Source organism: Wolbachia endosymbiont of Tettigetta isshikii (assembly GCF_041154185.1).
Classification (GTDB): domain Bacteria; phylum Pseudomonadota; class Alphaproteobacteria; order Rickettsiales; family Anaplasmataceae; genus Wolbachia.
The window spans coordinates 106799-126562 of sequence record NZ_JBFTEN010000001.1; the positions used below are offsets into that span (position 1 = coordinate 106799).

The following is a 19764-nucleotide window of genomic DNA, read 5'->3' on the forward strand; positions in this document are numbered from 1 at the left end:
TAATAATTTACAATATTACCTCGTATCAAAAAGCTTTTTGAAGCAGTTAAAAAAAACTTCCCATGAAGAGTGATAAATGATAAGTTGTCAATAACAGATTATTGTTTTAGGATTATGTGTTTTAGTTTGCCTAATATAAACAAGGAAGGTTATTTGTTTATAGTAGTTTCTTTTATAGTAACATGTATAGCGTTCTCTATATCTTGGGGTTTTGGCGTTACATGCTTGTTTCCAACGTTATTGTGCACTTATTTCTTTCGCGATCCAGCAAGGGTTGTTCCAGGCAATAAAGACCTTGTACTAAGCCCTGCAGATGGTGTGATTTCAAAAATTGAAGAAGTGAGTTACACTTTATTAACAGGAGACGAAGAAGAAAAGAAATTCATGCTTGTTAGCATATTCTTGAGTGTTTTGGACGTGCATGTGAATCGTATACCAATATCTGGTACAGTAAAGGAAATGCACTATAAGAAAGGCAAGTTTGTGTCTGCAATGAGCAATAGGTCTAGTAACGAAAACGAAAAGCAGGTTGTTGTGGTTGAGTATGGAGAGGGAAAAGAAATTATTGTAGAGCAAATAGCTGGATTAATTGCACGTCGCATCGTTTGTAATTTAAGAGTGTCTCAAAACGTAAAAGCAGGTGAGAGATTTGGAATTATAAGGTTTGGCAGTAGGGTGAATATTTACATTCCTACTGATATAGAAATAAGAGTTTCAGAAGGGCAAACTGTTGTTGGCGGTGAAACAATTATAGCAAATTTGAATAAGGAAAGTGCTCAAGAAAAGCTTACTTTTGATGTCATATGAGCAGTAATGGCGGTAACAGTAGGTCTTTACCTGTTGCCAAGTTATTCCCAAATTTTATAACTTTATTGGGTTTATGCTCTGGTCTTACTTCGCTTAAATTTACATTTAATGAACAGTGGGAGTTTGCAGTAATTTTTATTATCATTGCGGCAATTATAGATGGTATGGATGGCAGAATAGCCAGAATTCTAAAATCAACTAGTGATTTTGGGGCACAGCTTGATTCTTTTGCAGATTTTCTAAATTTTGGTGCGGCACCTGCATTTCTTTTATATTTTTGGAAGTTAAAGGAAATCAAAGTTATAGGGTGGATATTAGTAATGATATATGTTATCTGCATTTCGATAAGACTTGCAAGGTTTAATGTATCGCTGAATGCAGAACAACTTGACTGGGGAAAATTCTTCTTTTCCGGTGTTCCAGCACCGATATGTGCTTTACTTTCTTTATTGCCAATAATCATTACCTTTCAATCTCATGAAAGTGAATATTTACTTCTTATGGAGCAATTTTTTAACATAAGAAATACGGCTTGTTACTTTTTAGCTATTTCATTTTTTTCAGTCAGCCATATTCCAACTTTCTCTGCAAAGTACATTTATATTCCCAGGAGCCTGTCCTATATATTTGTGTCACTTTTTGGAGTATTTATCGTATTCTTTGTCAGTAAGCCTTGGATTACTCTACCAATTCTAGGTGTAATATATATACTGACTATTCCAGTAAGCATCGGGCTCTATATATATTACACCTATAAAGCTCGTTAGCTAAAGATTGTAACAAAAAGTAGTAAGTAGCATGGTTATAAAAATAAGTGAACTATTAAATTCATTTCTATACGTAAAGATATTTAACATTCCATTTATAATTATTTGGGTAATTGTAGCTGGAGTTTTTTGCATGTTTCAGTTCAAGTTTACTAACTTTAGGTTATTCAAGCATGGAATACAAACGCTATTCAACATAAAATGTAATCATAACGAAGGTGTAATCACTCATATTCAAGCGTTCGCAACAGTAATTTCAGGAACGGTTGGTCTTGGAACAATATCAGGAGTTGCTATAGCTATCACAATAGGGGGCCCAAGTGCAATTTTTTGGATGATAATTACTGGAATACTTGGTATGTCGATAAAATTTGCCGAAGTGGTGCTTGCATTCAATTATCGCTCTGAAAACTCAACTGGCGGGGCTTTTTATTACATGAGGTACGGACTTGCTAAGATTGGATTTGTTAGGACTGGTAAATTTCTTGCATTCACTTATGCAATTATGTTACTTATTGCGATAATTTTGGGTGGTATACCATTTCAAGCAAATCAAATTGCAGCATTGTCAAACAACCTCTTTGAATATAACACGTCTATTATTATATCGCTGCTTGTCTTGATTGTAATATTGGGAGGAATAAAACGAATTGCTTCCGTTTCAACAGGTTTAGCACCAATTATGATAATATTGTATATAGGCATGTGTGTGTATTTAATCTGTGTAAACAGAAGTAATCTGTTAAACGCTTTATCTACAATATTTCAAGATATCTTTAACAAATCAGCCATAGGAGGTGGGGTGCTGAGTGGATTAATAGCCGGAGTTAGAAGGTCAGTATTTGCTAACGAAGCAGGTACTGGAACAGCAGCTATAGCACATTCGGTTGTGAAAGAGAAAGATCCAATTAAAGTTGGAAGCGTTGCAATGATTGCACCATTTATAGACACAATATTAGTCTCATTTTTGACTGGCATTGTGATAATTATCACTGGTATGAATAGTACCAATAAAATTGGTGATATTACGTTAGTTAGTTCGGTGTTTTCAACGGCCTTGCCTCTATTTAGTAAGCTAGTTCTTCCGCTGATAATGTTCTCCTTTGCATTTTCCACGATAATAGCTTATTGTTACTATTGTGAAGTTGCCTTATTGTACTTGTTTGGTAACAAAAAAGTACTGATATTATTTCAAGTTCTTATAGTGGTTTCAGTGTATATCAGTTGTACATCAAAAAATATAGAATTTATATCTTATCTAGGCGATAGTTTATTTATGTCTCTTATGGTTCCAAATGCTATTGCGATATATTTACTGAGAAAGGAAGTCCTAAACACGATAGATTCTTATTATCATTCTAAGAGGTATTAAACATGATTTGTAGATTGTTGTATGTAGTATTGTTTTGCCTATTGTTTAATGATGCGTATGCTATTTCAGGTTTGTACGAGAGTTATGACGCTGTGTTGAATACAATAAATAACTTCATGAATGAGGTATTGTTTTTCAAAATCTTCTACGTGCCATTTGTAATTCTCCTAGTGGCTTTTGGTTATATATTTCTAACATTGCGTTTTAAATTTCTCAACATAAGAATGCTTAAGCATGCATTTGCTATCTTATGTGGAAAATATGATACAAATCACCACGATGGTCACATCACGCATCTTCAGGCATTTGTAACCGCACTCTCAAGTACGGTAGGTCTTGGAACTGTTGCTGGTGTTGCAATTGCCGTTTCAATGGGAGGACCAGGAGCGGTGCCTTGGATGATGATTACAGGCTTTTTTGGTATGTCAGCAAAATTCGCCGAAGTGACTTTAGCGTTCATGCACAGAACAGAAGGTCAGGAGCGATTATTTAGCGGTCCCTTTCAATACATAAGAAATGAGCTGGAGGAATTTGGATTTAAGAAGCTTGGTATTGTATTGGCTGCGATATATGCAGTGTTTTTTGTGTTATCAGGTCTTGGTGGAAGTGTAGCGTTTCAAACCAACCAGATGGTTTCAATATTATCTGGTTATTCAAATTGGGTGGATAGTCATCCTTGGTTTCTTTCTTCTATAATTTCTGTATTACTTGCTCTGGTAATCATGGGTGGAATTAAGAGAATAGCCAGAGTATCTTCTGCGCTGGTGCCTATTATGTCACTTATATACATTTTTAGTTGTGTCATTATAATCGCATTTAATATTCACAACTTTAGCAATACATTTAAAATATTATTTTCCAATATGATAGATTTTAATGCCGTTGGTGGAGGAGTAGTTGGAGCGTTCGTTGCTGGTATTCAAAGAGCGATTTTTGCCAGCGAAGCGGGTGTTGGTTCTGTTTCAATTACACACGCAGTAGCTAAAGATGAAGAGCCAGTTAGAACTGGACTAGTTGCAATGATAGAACCATGCTTTGATACAATGTTAATTTGTTGTTTGACAGGAATAATAATAGTAATCACAGGTGCGTATCAGACTGGTGTTGGCGAAGGGATATTGATTACTAAAAAGGCATTTGAAACAGTTTCTTCTTGGTTTCCTATACTTTTGGCAATAGCTGCACCTTTGTTTGCGTTTTCTTCGGTAATTTCGTTTGTGTATTGCTGTGAAATGGGATGGCTATATTTGTTTGGTGCAAAGAGTATAGTGATATATCGCATAGCGGTAATAATTGTGGCGTTTTTCTCTGGTCTTTCTAAGGATATAATGACTATTGCCAATATCGGTGGAACTTTATTCTCTTGTTTGGCTGTCATCAACATGACAGCACTTATACTCTTTAGTAGTAAGATTAACGATGAAGTTCAATGCTACCTGAGAAGGCTAAGAAATAACGAGATTAGCTAGATTTTTGTTACGGTGGAGAAGTATATAGTTCTTATATTATCCTACGTGTTGGGTTCAATACCGTTTAGCTTAATCATTACGAGGATAAAAGGAATAAATCTAAGGGAAGTAGGTTCTGGAAACATTGGCGCTACAAATGTTGCAAGAACAGGGAATAAAAGACTTGCTGCTCTGGCACTGTTTCTGGATTCCTTGAAGGGATTCATCGCGGTTCATATAGCGCGACAATTTTTTGGTTGTGGTAGTTTTTACATATGTGCATCTGCAATGTTAGCAGTTCTAGGGCATATGTTTCCTATATGGTTAAAATTCAGTGGAGGGAAGGGAGTTGCAACAACTTTGGGGACTTTGATGGCACTTAGTATTCATATGGCATTAGCATTTATATTTGTTTGGCTAGCAGTGTTTTCTATCTTTCGGTACTCCTCTCTTGCCTCCTTAACGGCCACTGCAGCAGTTGTTGCGATATCTCTTTTTTTTCAAAAAGACTTATTTTTTACTCTATTGATTGTGGCAGTATTAGTTTTTTTAAAGCACCACAAAAATATTGCAAACCTTCTGCAAGGCAAAGAGTACAAATTTCATAAGCAGTTTTAGCCAATGGCGTCAATTTAAGAGCCTCGATTAGCAAACTCTCCTAAAGACATGATGGCGTTTAGGCTTATCTATGTTATTCAACAGAAACGAAAAAAACTACTTAACAACCTTCGCCATTACCATTATCATAATGCTGAAGCTATTTGTTTAACTTCCCAATCTGTACAGGTTAAAATGACAAAGGAAACTTTGTATTTGGCGTCTCATGTTTAATTTTTCGCACTATGTGCACTGCATGTCTTTTTAAAACTTCGGGTTTTTACCCATATAAGCTGAAACGCGCTTATAAGTCGTTTAAGAAATCACCCAACGCCGGATTTTAAAATAGAGAGTGGAATAACTAGCTACCTCGGGGTTTTATTGTCTTTTTTTTCTGTCTGATAAATTTCTTAAATATTATAGCTTAGACTAGTTGCGCTTAAAAGCAGCTAAATTGCAGCGTTTAAGGCATAAAAACGCCAATACTGAAAATAAATACTGACCAGGGCTTCTTTTGCCTTTTTTTTATTTAGTAAATCTCTTAAGCATAAAGGTTATATCAACTTTCGTTATCAAACAAGATACATAATAAATTTGCTCAACCTCTAATCGCATGGAAACTTTTTAATTTACCATTGGAATTTGGTATTACAACATCCGCTGAAAATTTCATATATCTAGCTATGACTAAGATTATGATAAAGAAGAATTTTCTTTAAATTTATTAGTTTTAAGTTCTTAGTATCTTTACTTTTGCGATATAAGTTCATACAGTTACGTGCTGAAAAGAAACTATTTAATTGTATTTATCTTGTCTAACGTTCGTTGTAGAATAATACATGCAGCAATTTTATCATCTATTTTTTTCGATTTTGTGATTGATACTCCGGTAATCTTTAGTGTATGAGCTGCAATAGACGTTGACAAGCTTTCATCTTGTAAATATATAAATACCTTATGTTTTTTTATCATTTTGTTTGCGAATTGGATTATGGTTTCACGCCATTCACTTTTTTGCTTCTCTATTTCCAGTGGTAGCCCCATTACTATTGACCCAGCTTCATTTTCTTTGAATATCCTGTTTAAATAACCTAAATCTTTACTTATATTTTTTCTGTGGTATACGCTGTGAGCTGTGGCTATGAGCTGTGTTTTATCACTGAATGCTATACCTATTCGCTTTTCTCCCATGTCAAGACACATTATGCACTTGTCTTTTGGAATAGACTTTAGAAATTCATAAGGATATCTATGTAGCATCTACTGACATGACAAACACTCATCGTAATCAATATCTGTTCTTTGCTGCAATATTTCACTTTTTTTAAATATGTCGTGCGAAACTTTGTCGGCCCTCTGCATTGACTGTGATCTACAGTAATATAAACTTTTCAGGCTTTTTTTCCAAGCAAGCATGTGTATTTTGTGCAAGTAACGTTTATGTACGTTAGCAGGTAGAAACAAGTTTACTGATTGAGATTGGCAAATGTAAGGTGTTCTATCGCTTGCGTGTTCTATAATCCATCTTTGATCAAGCTCATACGCTGTTTTGAATGTCAATTTTTCATGTTCGCTAAGGAAATCTAAGTGCTGCACGGAACCTTCGTTTGTTGAAATTGAGGACCATATTTTATCATTGTCTTGATTTTTTTCTGCCAATAGCTTTTGCAAGAATTTGTTTCGCACTACAAATGAACCTGTTAGTGTCTTTTGTGTAAATACATTTGCTGCATATGGTTCTATTCCAGGGGAAGTGTTACCTGCAATAATGGAAATTGAGGCAGTTGGAGCAATAGCGAGCTTATGTGTAAATCTTTCCATTAGATTAATTTCTTTAGCATCAAGACATGCTCTCTTTTCTTCTGCTAATTTTTTAGAAACCATATCTGCCTGCTCACGTAAATACTTAAATATTTTTTTATTCCACTGTTGTGCTGTTACTGATTCAAAAGGAATCATTTTACTTTGTAAAAATGAGTGAAAGCCCATCACACCAAGACCGATACTACGCTCTCTTGTTGCAGAATATTTTGCTCGCTGTATTTCGTCTGGTGCTTTATTTATGAAATCCTCTAATACATTGTCAAGAAAACGCATTATATCTTCTATGAAGAGTCCATTGTCTTTCCATTCTTCGTAGTATTCAAGATTCACTGATGATAGACAACACACAGCAGTACGAGATTTGTTTAGATGATCATAACCTGTAGTTAAAGTGATTTCACTGCACAGATTTGACATTTTGATGTCTAGATTGAGTCTTTTGTAAGACTCTGGCTTATTATTATTCGTTGCATCAAGAAAAATAATGTAAGGTTCTCCAGTTTCAATTCTTGCTGTTAATATTTTGATCCATATGTCACGTGCTTTGACGGTTGAGATAACTTTGTTATTATGAGGACTAATCAAATCCCATTTTCGATCATTCTCAACAGCTTGCATGAATTTATCATTTACTATCACGGCATGATGTATATTTAATGCTTTACGGTTCGGATCACCTCCCGTTGGCTTGCGTATATCAAGAAACTCTTCTATCTCTGGGTGGGATATAGGAAGATAAACTGCTGAACTTCCTCTTCTTAAGGACCCTTGACTGATTGCAAGCGTTAGAGCATTTTGCACCACAATAAATGGCACAATTCCAGATGTTTTACCGCTGCCCTTTACACTTTCACCAATTGAACGTAGATTTCCCCAATAACTACCTATGCCTCCTCCACGTGCAGCAAGCCAGACATTTTCATTCCATAAGTCAACTATTCCCTGCAAGCTGTCTTCAGTTTCATTGAGAAAACAAGAGATGGGCAATCCTCTTTTGGTACCACCATTGCTAAGTATTGGTGTTGAAGGCATGAACCACAAGTTGCTCATGTAGTCATAAAGACGCTGCGCATGCTCTTTATTATCAGAATAATAGCTGGCAATGCGTATGAAAAGATCTTGATAACTTTCATTTTCTATCAGATACCTATCCGATAGAACTGCTTTTCCAAAATTGGTTAATTTACCGTTTTTTTCGTGATTAATAGTGATATTACTCATAAAATTCCTCTTCTATTTCATTGTATCTGCTTTGAGCAATAGTGATCTTTAAGCTGAGCTCTTCGATTTTTTTTGTGGATGTTGTAGCGCGAACAAGATACCATTAACCTGACTTCCATATATTTTACAGTAACTCATATAACTTATTTGCATATTTATTTCTTTTGCAACGCGTTGGACATAACTTTCTGAGTGGCAAAAGTAATCTCCTTTATTTACAAAGTCAATACCTTCACCTTCCTTTCTTCTTATTAAACATATGATTGCTCCTTTTTTGCTCATAGATCCTTTTGCTAGTTCCAGTTCTGCTCGGAAGTCATGTAGATAATGTAACACTTCGGCAAAAATAATGACATCATACAAATAATTTCTTTCTTGTTTAAAGAAATCTGTCATTTCCATGTGTATCAACTCATTATAGACAGGTTTACCCTTTATAAAGCATCCTCTGGCAATGTTTAGCATTCTGTTTGAAATGTCAACTCCTGTTACGCAATTTCCAGTATTGTGTATTTTTAAGAAATGACCGCATATTCCAGTTCCACAACCAAGATCAAGTATGTTGAGTGCAGAAGTGGAGTTATTAAAGATTTCTGTAATTACCATGTGCGCAAGTTCATGTCCTCTGTATTGTTTAGCAATTAACCAATGCTCAACAAAATACTCACCAGTGTAGTCAAAATATTGTTTTATGAGGTTTTTAGGCAATTTTGTGATCGATGCTGGGTTTATCATTTTGTTTATGTAGTAAGAGGCTTCTTCATAGTTACTGTCTAGTTTTAGTGTCTTTGTTAAATAGGTATGAGCTTTGTTAATATTTCCCATTGCAAAATGACACCTTCCAATGTTATACCAAACTACTGGTAAATTGGAGTAGAATATGCTGATCAACCAAAATCTTAGCTTTGCATCTGATATGTGACCCTTATAGAAGTGATATAAACCGATTTCAATGTTGGTGTTTAATAGGTTTTTGGACTTTTCGAAAAGTGCTGTTGCTTCTCTATAGAGATTATTGTATTGATTTACAGCGAATTGTTTGGCCTTCTTAATATTAAACATACCGATTAACTTGCGAATAAAACTTAAAATAACACTTATAAAGGATAAATTGCCTTTCATATTTTAGATACCCTTGGTGCTTACTATCATTTTTGAGTAGACCTGATTTTTAAAGCATTTTATATTATGGAATATTTTTTTCATTGATCTTTAATTGTATATAATTCTGCTTTAAAACACTCACTTAAATTATAAATTTTACCTACTTAGGATTACAAGTATATTATTATTGTTGCTGATGTAAGTAAATATTTTGTGTAAAAAAGCGTTGACATATTGCTTATTAGTTTCTAACATATAAGAAGTTAATTTGATTTTTAGATGTTTGACAAGTTTTATGGTAGAGATTAATTTAATCTCAATTCAATTTCAATAATATTTAACTCTGCATATTCTACATATAGTCGAGTAAATAAATTATTAAGAGCGCTTGATGGATGCCTTGGCGTTAAGAGGCGATGAAGGACGTGGCAGGCTGCGATAAGCTGCGGGGAATTGTCAACAGGTTTTGATCCGCAGATTTCCGAATGGGGGAACCCAACTAGTTAAGCTAGTTATTGCATATTAAATCAATATGCAAAGCAAACTTGGTGAACTGAAATATCTAAGTAACCAAAGGAAAAGAAATCAACTGAGATTCTGTTAGTAGTGACGAGCGAAAGCGGAAAAGGCTAGCGGTTTAAGAATAAGAATTAGAATACTCTGGAAAGAGTAACCATAGAAGGTGATAGTCCTGTATAAGTAGAAAGTTTTTAAATCCTCGAGTAGAGCGGGACACGTGAAATCCTGTTTGAATATGGGGGGACCATCCTCCAAGCCTAAATACTCCTTAACGACCGATAGTGAACAAGTACCGTGAGGGAAAGGTGAAAAGAACCCCGGGAGGGGAGTGAAATAGAATCTGAAATCGAGTGCTTACAAACAGTTGGAGCTCTATGTTTTTGCTACAAGAGCAATCTTGTAGCTGGTTTACATTAGAGTGACAGCGTACCTTTTGCATAATGGGTCAGCGAGTTAATCTGTAGAGCAAGCTTAAGCCGTTAGGTGTAGGCATAGCGAAAGCGAGTCTGAATAGGGCGTTTAGTTTTATGGATTAGACCCGAAACCAAGTGATCTAGTCATGACCAGATTGAAGGTGTGGTAAAACACACTGGAGGATCGAACCAGTTAATGTTGCAACATTATTGGATGAGTTGTGATTAGGGGTGAAAGGCCAATCAAACTTGGAAATAGCTGGTTCTCCGCGAAATCTATTTAGGTAGAGCGTTGTATGTATGTTGTTGGGGGTAGAGCACTGGATAGACTAGGGGGACTCACCGTCTTACCAAATCTAACTAAACTCCGAATACCAATAATTAATTGTACAACAGACACACTGCGGGTGCTAAGTCCGTGGTGAAAAGGGAAACAACCCAGACTACTATCTAAGGTCCCAAAATTACAGCTAAGTGGGGAAGGAAGTAGAAAAACCATTACAGCTAGGAGGTTGGCTTGGAAGCAGCCATCCTTTAAAGAAAGCGTAACAGCTCACTTGTCTAAATAAGTTTTTCTGCGCTGAAAATGTACCGGGGCTAAAGCTGTATACCGAAGATGTGGGTGCTTATTGATTCCGATCAATAGGTGCGGTAGCGGAGCGTTCTGTAAGTCTGTGAAGGTAGTTTGTGAAAACTGCTGGAGATATCAGAAGTGAGAATGCTGACATAAGTAGCGTAAAAGAGTGTGAAAAACACTCTCACCAAAAATCTAAGGGTTCCTACGTTAAGTTAATCTGCGTAGGGTTAGTCGGTTCCTAAGGCGAGTCCGTAAAGGAGTAGTCGATGGCAATCAGGTTAATATTCCTGAACCTCTTAAGTGTGACGGGTTTTGTATTTGTATAGGTCTAATTGGATTGATCTATGCTTAAAAGAAGCTCCAGGAAATAGCACTTATATTCATGAGGCCGTACCGTAAACCGACACTGGTGGATGAGTAGAGTATACTAAGGTGTTGAAAGAATGATGTTGAAGGAACTCGGCAAATTATACCTGTAACTTCGGAAGAAGGGTAACCTGCTTTTAGGCAACTATTAGTAGGTGGCACAGAATAGGGAGTAGCGACTGTTTACTAAAAACACAGGACTCTGCAAACACGTAAGTGGAAGTATAGGGTCTGACGCCTGCCCGGTGCTGGAAGGTTAATAGGAGGGGTGCAAGCTCCAAATTGAAGCCCCAGTAAACGGCGGCCGTAACACTGACGGTCCTAAGGTAGCGAAATTCCTTGTCGGGTAAGTTCCGACCTGCACGAATGGCGTAACGATTTCTCCACTGTCTCCAACATCAATTCAGCGAAATTGAATTCCCCGTGCAGATGCGGGGTACCCGCGGTTAGACGAAGAGACCCCGTGCACCTTTACTATAGCTTTACATTGTTATTAAAAATGTAATGTGCAGGATAGGTGGGAGACTTTGAAGTTATGGCGCTAGCTGTAATGGAGTCAACCTTGAGATACCACCCTTTACATTTTTGATACCTAACTATGTTTAATTATCTTGAACTAGGACATTGTATGGTGGGTAGTTTGACTGGGGCGGTCGCCTCCTAAAAAGTAACGGAGGCGTGCGAAGGTAAGCTAGAGCTGGTCGGAAATCAGCTTGATAGTACAATGGCATAAGCTTGCCTGACTGCGAGGCTGACAAGCCAAGCAGAGACGAAAGTCGGTTATAGTGATCCGGTGATTCTGTATGGAAGGGTCATCGCTCAACGAATAAAAGGTACGCCGGGGATAACAGGCTGATGGTGTTCAAGAGTTCATATCGACGACACCGTTTGGCACCTCGATGTCGACTCATCACATCCTGGGGCTGGAGAAGGTCCCAAGGGTTCGGCTGTTCGCCGATTAAAGTGATACGTGAGTTGGGTTTAGAACGTCGTGAGACAGTTCGGTTTCTATCTGCCGTGGGTGAAGGAAATTTGAGAAGATCTAACTCTAGTACGAGAGGACCGAGATGGATATACCTCTGGTGTACCAGCTGTTATGCCAATAGCATTGCTGGGTAGCTATGTATAGATGGGATAATTGCTGAAAGCATATAAGCAAGAAACCCTCTTCAAAAAAATTTCCCAATTAAGGCCGTGGAAGACTACCACGTTGATAGGCTAGGTGTGGAAGCATGGTAACATGTGGAGCTAACTAGTACTAATAGCCTGATTGATTTGTTTGCTTTCTATGTGTGCATATGCAGTGTTAAATATTAGATTGAATTTATTGAATTAGAGATTTTTATTAACTTGGTGGCTATAGCAAAAATGAAACACCCGATCCCACCTCGAACTCGGAAGTGAAATTTTTTAGCGCTGATGGTACTTGCAAAGGGAGAGTAGGTCGCTGCCAAGTTTATAAAAATCTCTTTATCAATTAAGTGGTGAGCATACTTTTATTTTAACTCCCTTATTTTGCTATTGTTTTTTAAATCTTTACTTTAGCTCCGTTGTCTTTTTTTTCTTATATGTTTGTCGTTTTCTATATCATCTAACATTGTTCCTACTTCTTCTAGTTGGTTTCCTTTTGAAGGGGAATGACTGATCTCTGGTAATATTGCATTATTCTTCATATTCTTTAATAATATTTCTTGTTGAAGAAATGCTGATTCCCAATCTATACGTGTTCCTGTTCTTTTTTTTCTAGAGGGAAATAAAGGCTCATACATCTCACCAAAGCTTATATTATTTACCTCATTTATGTGTTCTATCATTCACCACATCCATTAACTATTTTTAAAAATTTTACCTATGTTATCATAAATAATATAGTTGTAAATACCTTAATTGAGATTTTTTTTATTTTATTTTTTTTAGGCAAATAGTTAGATCTTTCTGTAAGTTTTTATAACTTGCTTGCATAATATTTCTATGAGTCAATACTATGTAATAGTACCCTGCGTTATTTATATTTAGAATGATGAATCTGGCAAGTGCCCGTAATCGTCTTTTTATTTTGTTTCTTTTTGCTGCTTTTCCAGTTTTTTTACTGATAACTAGACCTGTTCTAATAGTGTAAGTATACTTTTCGGGCTCTTTCTCTTTTATAGCATATAATGATATATGGAGCCCACGATAAAAAAGACTACCAGGTACTAGCTTATTTTTAAAGGCAAATGAAAACTCTTTTTTTTTATGCTCGATAACTTAACTATGCACATAGTTTTTTGCATCCTAATGAGCGACGCCTATTGAGAATTTTCCTTCCAGCTCTTGTTGCCATACGTAAACGGAAGCCGTGCCTGCGCTTTCTTATCAAATTTTTCGGTTGAAATGTTCTCTTCATTGTTTTTATAAATAAAATTAGTTATTTTAATTTATTTTACTTTATTGTCAAATGATGGTTGCATTATATTTGGATAATCTTAAAGTTGTATTCTCGTAAAATAAGATTCGATAGATGAATTCATTGGCAATAATCTTTTCCATACCTACGCTACTAATTCTTTTGTTTTGCTTTAAGCAAGTGTATAAGGTTAAGTCTTATTTATATCTTAGTTATATACGGATGTTAACTTGGTTGTTGATACTCTGTAACAATTGTTTTATAACTTCCATTTCTATAGCGTTACTTTTTTTCATGTTTGCTTTTATATTTAAAAGCAAAAGAAATAAGATAATCAAATTTTCACTGTTTGTGGCTCTAGCCATATCGTTTTTTATCACTTTATTTATAATGTTATCTATTCTTACCAAGTCTGTTAATTTTTTTAAAGAAGTAGCTATTTCAGAATTCTTGTTTTGCTTGAAATGGAGCCATAATGTGGTAACTCTCAATGGAGAAAAAATAGGATGTTTCGGTATAACCCCGCTTTTGGTTGGCACGTTGGTTATAACTATTGTAGCAATGCTGGTTGCTGTTCCACTTGGTTTGTTTTCTGCAATATATATTAGTGAATATGCGAGTGGGAAAGTGCGTTACATTGTTAATACAACTTTGCAGGTTTTATCTGCTATTCCTACAGTTGTGTACGGATATTTCTCGGTTGTATTTTTATCCTCTTCTGTGAAACAGATAGCAAGTTTTTTTGGTTTGAATATACACTCAGAGAGTGCCTTGGTTGCTGGTTTATCGATAGGGATAATGATTCTTCCTTTTATTATTTCTTTATTAGAAGACGCAATCAGGTCTGTTCCAAAGAGCTTACGCTATGGTTTTATGGCATTGGGAGCCACTCCAGCAGAAACTATATGGCATATAACAATACCTTATGCAATGCCGACGATTTTAAGTGCAATTTTGTTGTCAATTTCGAGAGTGATAGGCGAAACAATGATCGTGCTGATGGCTGTGGGAATCAACTCAAACTTAACTTTTAATCCTCTTAATTCAGTTACTACTATTACTGTGCAGATTGCTACATTACTTACTGGAGATCAGGATTTCAATAGTGTGCAGACACTTGCTGCTTATGCGCTTAGTTTAGTGTTGTTTATTATTACTTGGCTCTTAAATGCGTTTGCACTGTTCATAATAAAGCGTAATTAGCAAATGTTGTTGCAAAATTTCTATTAATAATATAAGATTTATTTTCTTAAGGAGTTCGTTGGGAACTTTTTTATAAAATTGTAGTGTTAGGTGATAAAAGTAAAGAGATGAATATAGGTAGAATGGTTAAGGTAACTCAAGCAGTTGTTGATTTAAAATTTGAAGGCGAGCTACCTAAAATATTTAATGCTTTAAAAAGCAAACTAAAATATAAGGGCAAGGAGCTAGTTTTAGAAGTTTCACAGCATATAGGTGACAATATAGTCCGTTGTATTGCTATGGATAGCACAGATGGTGTATCAAGAGATGATGAATTTGTTGATACAGGTGTACCAATATCAGTTCCGGTTGGACGTTCAACTTTAGGGAGAATCTTTAATGTTGTAGGAGAGCTTATAGATGAGTGTGGTCCGCTAAAAGGAAAGTATGATTTAGAACCTATACACAGAGCGCCTCCAAATTTTACTGAGCAGAGAATACAGGAAGAAGTTTTAGTTACAGGAATAAAAGTTATAGATCTTCTTGCACCTTACTTTAAAGGAGGAAAAATTGGTTTATTTGGTGGAGCTGGTGTTGGTAAAACAGTTCTGATAATGGAATTGATTAACAATATAGCAAAAGCTCATAAAGGATTTTCCGTATTTGCCGGGGTAGGGGAGAGAACACGTGAGGGTAATGAACTTTATCACGAGATGATCACTTCAAATGTAATAGATATAAGTGAACATGAGAAATCTCAAGCTGTTTTGGTTTATGGTCAAATGAATGAGCCTCCTGGGGCAAGGGCTAGGGTTGCTTTAACGGCTCTAACTATGGCAGAGTATTTTCGTGATCATGAAAATCAAGATGTTTTATTTTTTGTGGATAATATCTTCCGTTTTACTCAAGCTGGTTCTGAGATTTCTGCTTTACTTGGAAGAATACCTTCAGCTGTTGGTTATCAGCCAACCCTTGCAACCGATATGGGTGCAATGCAAGAGAGAATAGCTTCAACTACTTCAGGTTCCATTACTTCTGTGCAAGCTATATATGTTCCTGCGGATGATTTGACTGATCCAGCTCCTGCAACTACGTTTTCTCACCTTGATGCAACCACAGTGTTATCAAGGCAAATAGCTGAAATGGGGATATACCCTGCTGTTGATCCACTTGATTCAACTTCTCAGTCTTTGTCTGCTGAAATCATTGGTGAAGAGCATTATAAGGTGGCTTCTGAGGTGAAGCGTATATTGCAAACTTATAAATCACTGCAAGATATTATTGCAATACTTGGTATGGATGAACTATCTAATGAGGATAAGATTGTTGTTGATAGGGCTCGTAAAATTCAGAAGTTTCTTTCTCAACCTTTTCACGTTGCGGAAGTATTTACTGGCATGCCTGGTAAATTTGTTTCACTTTCCGATACTGTTTCTAGCTTTAAGGGGATTGTTGAAGGCAAGTATGATCACTTACCAGAGGCTGCCTTTTATATGGTAGGGAATATAGACGAAGCAATGCAAAAGGCTGAATTAATAAAGGCTGAAACTAAAGTTGGAGCTAAAAATTAAAGATTATGAATACCTTTAAAGTGCAATTTTTTTCTCCTGATAATCAAATTTTATTCAATAAAGTGACTTCTCTTTTAATAAATGGGCTTGAAGCGGAGCTTATGGTTTTAGCTCACCATTCTCCTTACCTAATTTATTTATTGCCTGGTATAATTACTGTTAAGATGAGTAACCGAAAAAAAGAAAAAGTTGTGGTTGATAATGGTGTGTTGGAAGTTGCAGATAACAATTGTAGCATTATAACGAACCAAGTTCAGATTTTTGATCATATAATTCATGATGAGGAGTCGTTGAAGAACAAGAGAATTAGTATATATTTAAGTCATCTTAATGAGAAGCATCTTTCTTAGCTGCTTTAGGCAAAAAATCAATTATCATTCAAATGGCTGTAAGATTGTTGCTCAGGATGCTCTTTTTTCGCTGTTCCAGAAACTCCAAGGTGTCATCCAAGTGCTCCAATACTTGGATCTATTTTGCAAACCAATGGGTTTCTTGCATTACCTCCTATCATTCCAGTGCATGACACTGGAACCTGTTTTCTTTTTTTTCTGGATTTCAGTGTCACGTGCACAGCTGTACGAGCATTGTGGTTTGAGACTACTAGGAGGGTGTCATCCAAGTAGCGAGACACTGGGATCCAGAAAAATTGATCGTAAACAAGCGCACTATACAACATTTTCGATGAAATTAACAAAAAACTGGATTCCAGTGTCTCGCACTGGAATGACAATGTCTGCTACGCAAATTGCCTATAAATCACAATGTTTGTACAGTTGTGCGTCATGCGCTGGAATGACACTAAAGGGTGGGCTACTGGTTTTTTATGTAAACAATGGTTATGCAAGGAGTTTAATGGCAAGATTTTGCAAAGATATTTTTTTTATGAGAGATTAGTATGGAAATTTTTCTTGATAGCGTTGATTTAAATGAAATTAAAGAACTAAAAGAGTTCATTGACGGCATAACAACCAATCCTTCTTTGATAGCAAAATCTGGGCGTAAAGATAAGTATGAAGATTTAATAAGTGAGATATGCTCTATTATAGAAGGGCCTGTTAGTGTGGAAGTTGTTGCGGATAACCATGAAGATATGATTAAAGAAGGTCTTAAGTTATCGAAAATCGCTAGCAATATCGTAATCAAACTGCCTCTTACATATGAGGGATTAATTTCTTGTAAAAAGTTGTGGACAGAACATAAAATACCTGTTAACATTACATTATGTTTTTCTCCTGGACAAGCACTGCTTGCCGCTAAGACTGGTGCTTGTTTTATTTCTCCTTTTGTTGGTCGCCTTGATGATATAAGCTATGATGGCTTGTCACTAATAGAAGATATATGCACTATATATTCTAATTACGACTTTGATACCAAAGTTCTTGTTGCATCAGTAAGAAGTCCAATGCATGTAGTAGAAGCTGCAAGGCTTGGTGCTGATTCAATTACTGTGCCAGCGAAAATACTTAGACAATTACTTAGCCATCCACTTACCGAATGTGGGCTTGTAATATTTGAACAAGATTGGAATGCAAAACAATAAGTGGTCACAGAAACGGGAAAACTTGAGGAGCGAAAGCAAGTTTTGGCGCTAAATCGGAAAGCAGGTTGTTCAAGAGATCTATTGGTCGGTTTTTCTTCTTTCACTATTAATAGATTTATAACGCAATTGAGCTTAAATATTCGGTATGAAAAGCTTTGCACTTACTTTACTATTAGCTTCGTTTCCACTCTCAGCATCATTTACAAGCACTGAGGGCATCAAAGAAAACTGCGATTACGAATATTACCCTAAATTCGATCATAACTCTGCAGATGAGCTGTGCACTATAAAGCGAAATTACTACAGATACGGTGAGAAATTAAAAATGTTGGCAGACGAGAGAATAAAGGAGATAAAGAAAACTGCTTTAAACATTTGTAATAAAGCTAGTAATTTATAAATTCACCATTTTTTCTGGTTTTACTATTCTTTCAAACTCTTTTTCAGTAAGCAGCTCAAGCTTCACTGCCGCTTCTTTTAGGGTGATATTTTCTTTATAAGCGAGTTTGGCTATTTTTGCTGCATTGTCATATCCTATATGCGTATTTAATATGGTGACCAACATTAATGACTGATTCAGCAGATCTTTTATTCTCTTTTCATTTGCCTTAATGCCAATCACACATTTTTCTGTGAAATTTAAACTTGCGTCAGCCAAAAGTCTTATGGACTGCAAAACATTGTAAATTATTACTGGCTTAAACACGTTTAGTTCAAAATGGCCATTTGAACCGCTGATGGTTACAGTAACGTGATTTCCCATAACTTGAGCACATACCATAGTTACTGCCTCACATTGAGTTGGATTCACTTTACCTGGCATAATTGAAGAACCTGGCTCATTTTCTGGCAATATTATTTCTCCAATTCCGCACCTTGGACCAGAACCGAGCAACCTTATATCATTTGCAATTTTCATTAAACTGACCGCTACTGTATTGAGTGATCCACTTAGCTCAACCAGAGCATCATTTGCTGCTAATGCTTCAAATTTATTTTTTGCTGAAATAAATGGAAGATTGGTAATTTCTGCCACTTTTTTAGCAAAATCTTCAGCAAAGCTTTTTTTAGTATTAAGTCCCGTACCAACGGCGGTGCCACCTTGTGCAAGCTCATACACATTGTTCAGAGCTGATTTTACTCTTTCTATTCCCTTTTTAATTTGAACTGCATAGCCAGAAAATTCCTGTCCAAGTGTCAGAGGCGTTGCGTCTTGCAAATGAGTACGCCCTACTTTTATTATATTTTTAAATTCCTGAACCTTATCATTCAGTGCCTTATGCAGCACTTCAAGAGTTGGAATGAGAGAACAATTTATCTGCTTTGCTGCTGCTATGTGCATTGCTGTTGGAAAAGTGTCATTTGATGACTGGCCAAAGTTTACATGATCGTTTGGGTGTGCTGGAGACTTGCTGCCCAAATCACCACTCAAAATTTCTATTGCGCGATTGCTGATCACTTCATTCATGTTCATGTTGGTTTGAGTTCCAGATCCAGTTTGCCATACGACAAGTGGAAATTCGTCGTTAAATTTGCCGTCTATTATCTCCTGTGCAGTTGTGCAGATCGCATTCCCCACTTTTTCATCTATGGCACTATGCTTCATATTCACACGTGCTGCTGCAAGCTTTACTATTGCTAACGCTTCAATTATAGGCTCTGGCATCTTTTCCGTGCCAATTTTAAAATTTTCCAAAGAACGCTGTGTTTGCGCTCCCCAATAATGTTCACTTGGTACTTTTACTTCCCCTAGGCTGTCTGATTCTATTCTAGTTTTTTTATCCATAGTTTTCTTTCTTAATATCATACAAATAGATGAAACTGTAATCCAGTTTCACTACATAAATTTTTAATATTAATATCTCCACTTTTTGGTTAATTAAATCATACTGTATTGTATCTTAAACTGCAACAGACCCTTAGCTTAAGCGCTAAGAAACTTACTAATCAGAAAAAAAGACAAAAGAATCTCGTGGTAGAAGTTGCTCACTCTCTAATGCTGCAAATTGGCGTACTATACTGTCTTAAACGACTTATAAGCACGTTTCAGCTTGTATAGGGAAAAACCTA

At 36.1% G+C, this 19764-nt stretch carries 18 protein-coding genes and 2 rRNA genes; 13 read left to right on the forward strand and 7 right to left on the reverse strand.

The window, feature by feature from the left end:
* The first annotated feature begins 114 nt into the window (after nucleotides 1-114).
* From AB6N09_RS00545 to plsY, 5 genes are read left to right on the forward strand one after another with little or no spacing between them, the layout of a single operon-like run.
* The gene (locus AB6N09_RS00545; RefSeq protein ID WP_411131037.1) at nucleotides 115-807 is read left to right on the forward strand and encodes a phosphatidylserine decarboxylase; all 693 of its coding nucleotides are present in this window, start codon (nucleotides 115-117) and stop codon (nucleotides 805-807) included.
* Nucleotides 804-1574: a CDP-alcohol phosphatidyltransferase family protein gene (locus tag AB6N09_RS00550; protein WP_411131016.1), complete on the forward strand. Its 771-nt coding sequence runs from the start codon at nucleotides 804-806 to the stop codon at nucleotides 1572-1574. The genes AB6N09_RS00545 and AB6N09_RS00550 overlap by 4 nt, the downstream gene beginning before the upstream one ends.
* Before the next feature lie 31 nt (nucleotides 1575-1605).
* A complete protein-coding gene (locus AB6N09_RS00555; RefSeq protein ID WP_411131017.1) occupies nucleotides 1606-2946 on the forward strand; it encodes an alanine/glycine:cation symporter family protein in 1341 nt (446 codons plus the stop codon).
* 2 nt (nucleotides 2947-2948) lie between these two features.
* Nucleotides 2949-4415, forward strand: coding sequence for an alanine/glycine:cation symporter family protein (locus AB6N09_RS00560; RefSeq protein WP_411131018.1), 1467 nt, complete (start codon nucleotides 2949-2951; stop codon nucleotides 4413-4415).
* A gap of 12 nt (nucleotides 4416-4427) precedes the next feature.
* A complete protein-coding gene (gene plsY, locus AB6N09_RS00565; RefSeq protein ID WP_411131019.1) occupies nucleotides 4428-5012 on the forward strand; it encodes a glycerol-3-phosphate 1-O-acyltransferase PlsY in 585 nt (194 codons plus the stop codon).
* A 771-nt stretch (nucleotides 5013-5783) separates the two neighbouring features.
* Here the strand turns inward: plsY and ruvX are convergent.
* From ruvX to AB6N09_RS00580, 3 genes are read right to left on the reverse strand one after another with little or no spacing between them, the layout of a single operon-like run.
* The gene (gene ruvX / locus AB6N09_RS00570; RefSeq protein ID WP_411131020.1) at nucleotides 5784-6251 is read right to left on the reverse strand and encodes a Holliday junction resolvase RuvX; all 468 of its coding nucleotides are present in this window, start codon (nucleotides 6249-6251) and stop codon (nucleotides 5784-5786) included.
* A complete protein-coding gene (locus tag AB6N09_RS00575) occupies nucleotides 6252-8036 on the reverse strand; it encodes a ribonucleoside-diphosphate reductase subunit alpha (RefSeq protein ID WP_411131021.1) in 1785 nt (594 codons plus the stop codon). It abuts the gene before it with no gap.
* Nucleotides 8037-8084: 48 nt separating this feature from the next.
* Nucleotides 8085-9158 carry a methyltransferase gene (locus AB6N09_RS00580; RefSeq protein ID WP_411131022.1) on the reverse strand — a complete coding sequence of 358 codons (1074 nt, stop codon included), beginning with the start codon at nucleotides 9156-9158 and terminating at the stop codon, nucleotides 8085-8087.
* Nucleotides 9159-9508: 350 nt separating this feature from the next.
* On the opposite strand from AB6N09_RS00580, the gene AB6N09_RS00585 reads away from it, so the two are divergent.
* Both AB6N09_RS00585 and rrf read left to right on the forward strand, forming a co-directional pair.
* Nucleotides 9509-12298 (forward strand): 23S ribosomal RNA (locus AB6N09_RS00585).
* 66 nt (nucleotides 12299-12364) lie between these two features.
* Nucleotides 12365-12471 (forward strand): 5S ribosomal RNA (rrf, locus tag AB6N09_RS00590).
* 85 nt (nucleotides 12472-12556) lie between these two features.
* Here the strand turns inward: rrf and AB6N09_RS00595 are convergent.
* From AB6N09_RS00595 to rpmH, 3 genes are all read right to left on the reverse strand, one after another.
* Nucleotides 12557-12829, reverse strand: a complete 273-nt coding sequence (locus AB6N09_RS00595) for a hypothetical protein (protein ID WP_411131023.1) — start codon at nucleotides 12827-12829, stop codon at nucleotides 12557-12559.
* 85 nt (nucleotides 12830-12914) lie between these two features.
* Complete coding sequence (gene rnpA / locus AB6N09_RS00600; protein ID WP_411131038.1) at nucleotides 12915-13259, reverse strand: ribonuclease P protein component; 345 nt, start codon at nucleotides 13257-13259, stop codon at nucleotides 12915-12917.
* Between the two features lie 7 nt (nucleotides 13260-13266).
* On the reverse strand, nucleotides 13267-13401 hold the full coding sequence (rpmH, locus tag AB6N09_RS00605; RefSeq protein WP_250778182.1) for a 50S ribosomal protein L34: 135 nt from the start codon (nucleotides 13399-13401) through the stop codon (nucleotides 13267-13269).
* A 114-nt stretch (nucleotides 13402-13515) separates the two neighbouring features.
* On the opposite strand from rpmH, the gene pstC reads away from it, so the two are divergent.
* From pstC to AB6N09_RS00635, 6 genes are all read left to right on the forward strand, one after another.
* Entirely contained in the window at nucleotides 13516-14604 is a 1089-nt protein-coding gene (gene pstC / locus AB6N09_RS00610) for a phosphate ABC transporter permease subunit PstC (RefSeq protein WP_411131024.1), read from the forward strand.
* Between the two features lie 107 nt (nucleotides 14605-14711).
* Nucleotides 14712-16154 (forward strand): F0F1 ATP synthase subunit beta, encoded by a 1443-nt coding sequence (gene atpD / locus AB6N09_RS00615; RefSeq protein WP_411131039.1) that lies wholly within the window; start codon nucleotides 14712-14714, stop codon nucleotides 16152-16154.
* A gap of 5 nt (nucleotides 16155-16159) precedes the next feature.
* Entirely contained in the window at nucleotides 16160-16504 is a 345-nt protein-coding gene (locus AB6N09_RS00620) for a F0F1 ATP synthase subunit epsilon (protein ID WP_411131025.1), read from the forward strand.
* Nucleotides 16505-16745: 241 nt separating this feature from the next.
* Nucleotides 16746-17048: a hypothetical protein gene (locus AB6N09_RS00625; RefSeq protein ID WP_411131026.1), complete on the forward strand. Its 303-nt coding sequence runs from the start codon at nucleotides 16746-16748 to the stop codon at nucleotides 17046-17048.
* Between the two features lies 1 nt (nucleotide 17049).
* Complete coding sequence (gene fsa / locus AB6N09_RS00630; RefSeq protein ID WP_411131027.1) at nucleotides 17050-17694, forward strand: fructose-6-phosphate aldolase; 645 nt, start codon at nucleotides 17050-17052, stop codon at nucleotides 17692-17694.
* Nucleotides 17695-17839: 145 nt separating this feature from the next.
* Complete coding sequence (locus tag AB6N09_RS00635) at nucleotides 17840-18094, forward strand: hypothetical protein (RefSeq protein WP_411131028.1); 255 nt, start codon at nucleotides 17840-17842, stop codon at nucleotides 18092-18094.
* On the opposite strand, the gene fumC is transcribed toward AB6N09_RS00635, so the two are convergent.
* Entirely contained in the window at nucleotides 18089-19480 is a 1392-nt protein-coding gene (gene fumC, locus AB6N09_RS00640; protein WP_411131029.1) for a class II fumarate hydratase, read from the reverse strand. The genes AB6N09_RS00635 and fumC overlap by 6 nt on opposite strands.
* Between the last annotated feature and the right edge of the window lie 284 nt (nucleotides 19481-19764).